The sequence below is a fragment of the Neorhizobium sp. SHOUNA12A genome (assembly GCF_023006505.1).
In the GTDB taxonomy this organism is placed as follows: domain Bacteria; phylum Pseudomonadota; class Alphaproteobacteria; order Rhizobiales; family Rhizobiaceae; genus Neorhizobium.
This window is the reverse complement of sequence record NZ_JALBGV010000169.1, coordinates 1-3,699: the sequence shown is the minus strand read 5'-3', so window position 1 is coordinate 3,699 and position 3,699 is coordinate 1. Positions and strand designations below refer to the sequence as shown.

Here is a 3,699-nt window from a genome sequence, read left to right as displayed (position 1 = left end):
CGGCGTTCCAGCCGAACAGTGGTCCGGGCACGCGCCGGTCGGCGGACATGCGGATGCGGCCCATGGCGGGGATCGGGTCCGGCACGTCGCGCGAACCGGTCTGCTGGTCCTGCGTGGTCATGATGCAGCGGGCGCAGGGCTTGACGAAATCGAAGCGGATGCCGGCGATCTCGATGCCGGTCCAGCCGTCCTCCGCCCAGGGTTCGTTGTGGTCGAGCACGATGTTCGGCCGAAACCGTTCCATGCCGACCGAGCCTTCGCCCCTGGCCGCCATGTCCGCATTGAGCGCGGCGAGCGATCCGGTCGTGGTCACCAGCACCTGATAGCCGTCCGCAAAGGTCACCGGCGAATTGTCGCCCGCCCATTCCGGGCTTGCGACGCGTCTTGCCTGTTGGTCGAAGAACACCAGCCGAATGTCCCGGCCGAGCCAGCCCGACAGCACCGCATTGGCCGCATCGTCGGCGAGCGCCGCGTTGACGCTGGATTTCCACACCACGGTCTCCATGCGCCGCTCAGTCGGCGGCCGGGCGACGCGGATCTCGCCTTTGCCCTCCATCGCGAAGCGGACGGAACCGGCTTCGGGATAGACCTCGAGCCTGGCAAGCGGCTGCAGTTCCCGCTGGTTGATGAACATGCCGGTCGGATCGACGACCATCATCTCCCGGTCGCCGGGAATGCCCGCGGCCGTGATCTCCGCTTCGTCAAGCGCGATGCCGCGACCGCTTTTCAGGGGATAGACGTTGAGTTCGCTGATCCGCATGGGAAGTCTCCTTCAGATCTCGTCGATGAAGAGGTCGAGCACCTGGCGCAGCCGCTCATGCCGCTCGGAGGCAAAAGCCCGCCCCGCGTCCGTCTGGAAGCCATCGGCGAGTTTGAACAGTTTCACCTCGAAATGGTCGATCGCAAACGCCTTGTCGTCGAGCGGGCGGTGTCTGGCGAGCGGATCGGCCGGGTCGTAGAGGCCGGACCCCATCCGCCCGGCGATATAGAAGCAGCGCGCCGCCCCCACCATGCCGATCGCATCCAGCCGGTCCGCATCCTGCAATATCCTGGCCTCCAGCGTCTCGGGCACGATGTTGGCCGAAAAGCTGTGCGCCGTCACCGCATGCGCGACGGCCGCGATATCCGTCTTGTCCCAGCCGAGATCGCCAAGGATCATTGACGCCTTCTCCGCCGCCAGCCGCGAGGCCTGCGCCCGCAGCGGCGAGTTCTTCTCCACCGAAACGCAATCATGCAGCAGCACGGCGGCGGCAAGCACTCGCCCGTCGCCGCCTTCCTTGGCATGGATGCGCATCGCGTTGCGGAAGACGCGCAGGATATGGGCGATGTCGTGCGAGCCGTCGTCGCCCTCGGTCGCATGCGGAATCAGCGCCTCGGCAAGCGCCTCGAAAGGCGAAAAGGCGGCGGCCAAGGAAGAGACAAGCGAAACGGTCACGAAACGGGTTCCTGGGAATCAACGGCGGCGGGTTCACCGCTCTTGTTCACCAGAATGCGCTGGTAGAAAAGCCCGATCCCGATCAGCACCGCGCCGAGCCCGATGAACGACAGCGCCCGAAGAATCCCTTCGAGGTTCGACATGTCGACCAAGAACACCTTTACCACGGCGACGAGCACGAGACCGGCGGAGGCAAGCCGCAGGCTCTTGGCGTCGAGCTTGGAGCCGATTGCCAGCAGCGCCACGCCGATCAGCAGCCAGACCACCGAATAGGTGTAGGTCTCGGCGGCCATGAACCCCTTCCAGTCGGCGATGTTCTGGCCCTGCCAGAAGCGCCGCACCGAAAGTGTCGCCCACAGGAAACCGAGCACCGCGCCGGCCAGCGCCAGCATGATCACGTAGGGCATCGGGCGCCGCCCGCGTGCATAATAGGCGACCAGCGCATAGGCGAGGCCGGGCAGGAGATAACCGAGCAGCAGCAGGTTGAAGAAAGGCCAGGCGCCGGTGTTTTCGCCGCTGAAATAGGGGTTGAGGCCAAACACGTGCAGCGACAGCGCATTGGCGGTGGCGAGCACCCCGGCGATCATCGAACCCCAGCGGAAGACAGGGCTTGGGCGTTTGAAATCGAGCGTCATCAAAATCCCTGAGAAACCGACCGTCAGCAGCGTGTAGATCGACTGCTCGCCCAGTGTCGGCACCCGGTCGTCCAGCACGCCGCCGTTCATCGCATGGCGCACCAGAACCGCGACCGTCATCAGCGAGGCGAGCGACGCAAGCGCCTGGATCAGGTTGCGGATGCGGAAATCCGAAGAGTCCTTCAGCAGATAGGCCGTCACGATCGCCAGCAGCGTCGGAATACCGTAGCCCGGCAGAAGCGCGTTGAAGAACGGCGTAGTGCCAAGGCTGTTCTGGCCGATCAGCGTTGGTTCCCAGGCGATCCGGCCGAACACGATCAGGATCGCCGCTGCCATCATCCACGGCAGCGCCGGCCACGGCCGCGCCCGCATGCCGAGCACATAGGCAAAACCCAGCACTGACACGAGAATGGTGGTGACGATGCCGTTGGTCAAAGCATGCAGCGCCAAGGTGAAGCCCGCAAACGATCCGGCGACGACCAGGTTGGCCGCCCAGTCGATGCCTCCTTCGCTCGCCTCGTCATGGTCGCGGAACAGCCATTCGGCGCCTGCCAGCAGCACGAGGCCGAGGCCGAGCCCGTAAAGCCCATGGGTCCAGTCGTGCCCGAGATTGCCGAAATTGAGGAAGCTGATGGTCGCCAGCGCCACCGGCACGCCGGACATCAGCACGCTCCAGACCATCGAAAATTCCGGTTCGGTCTTGCGGAAGCGCTTCAGGAACGCAAAGCCGAGCAGGGTGAAGACCGCCCCGAGCAGCAGGCTGACGCCGACTTCCGTCGCGTAGGTCACGACCGGCAGCGGTTCGTTGCCGACCGGTTGCGGCACATAGGTATCGAGGAGCAAAAGCGCCACGACGAAGAGGTTCAGCACCGCCCCGCCGGCGGCGATCATCGCCGGCCAAACCGTATAGGCGCGGCTGGCGCCGAGTGCTGCGAGTGCCGCGATCACGGCAGCGGAGGCGAAATACGGAGCGATGCCGGTGACCGAATCCGCCACCAGCATGGCGAGCGCCGGCAGAACCGACATGATCGCGACCGAGAGCGTGATGGTCAGCGGCTGGCGGCCCAGCAGCCCGCTCCAGCCGCTCTTTGCCACGCGGTCGGCGCCATAGACGGCACCTGGCCAGAAGAAGCCGGTGCCGGCGATCATCACGATCAGCGTCAGCGTCGGGGGCATCGGGTCGAAATCATTAGCGCCGAACGTGTAGGCGATAGCCCACAGCCCGATGCCGATATTGGCGAGCATTGGCACGATGGTCCAGCGACGGAAGCGCGAGGCCGCGTTGACCGCGACCCAGGTGAGGCCGAGGAAGATGAACAACGCGTTGGCGTTCGGTTGTTCGCTGGCGACGAGGGCCGGCGTCAGCAGCGAAGCGAGCAGGCCGAGTCCGGCGAGCGCCTGTCCGTGCAACAGCGACAGCCCGATCGTCGCGAAGGAGACGAGCGCGAGCAGGATGAAGGCCGGCGTCGCGCCGATGAATTCGTAGACGCCGTAGGCCGCATAGATCGCGCCCAGCAGCGTCACTGCACCCGCCGCCGTCAGCGCGCCGGGGATCATCGCATTGCCGAACCGGTCGGATACCTGCGGCATCGCCCGGCGCCGGACGATCTCGCCGCCGGCCATCAGCAC

General features: G+C 65.7%; 3 protein-coding genes. All 3 read right to left on the bottom strand.

Annotated features, from left to right (window positions below; translation table 11 throughout):
- Window positions 1-760, bottom strand: a 760-nt coding sequence (locus MOV63_RS32120; RefSeq protein ID WP_247039794.1) for an MOSC domain-containing protein, incomplete at its 3' end; no start/stop codon positions are given.
- A gap of 12 nt (window positions 761-772) precedes the next feature.
- The gene (locus MOV63_RS32115) at window positions 773-1,411 is read right to left on the bottom strand and encodes an HD domain-containing protein (protein WP_247039795.1); all 639 of its coding nucleotides are present in this window, start codon (window positions 1,409-1,411) and stop codon (window positions 773-775) included.
- A gap of 20 nt (window positions 1,412-1,431) precedes the next feature.
- Window positions 1,432-3,699 (bottom strand): DUF2339 domain-containing protein (locus MOV63_RS32110; protein WP_247039793.1); only part of this gene is annotated, 2,268 nt, incomplete at its 5' end.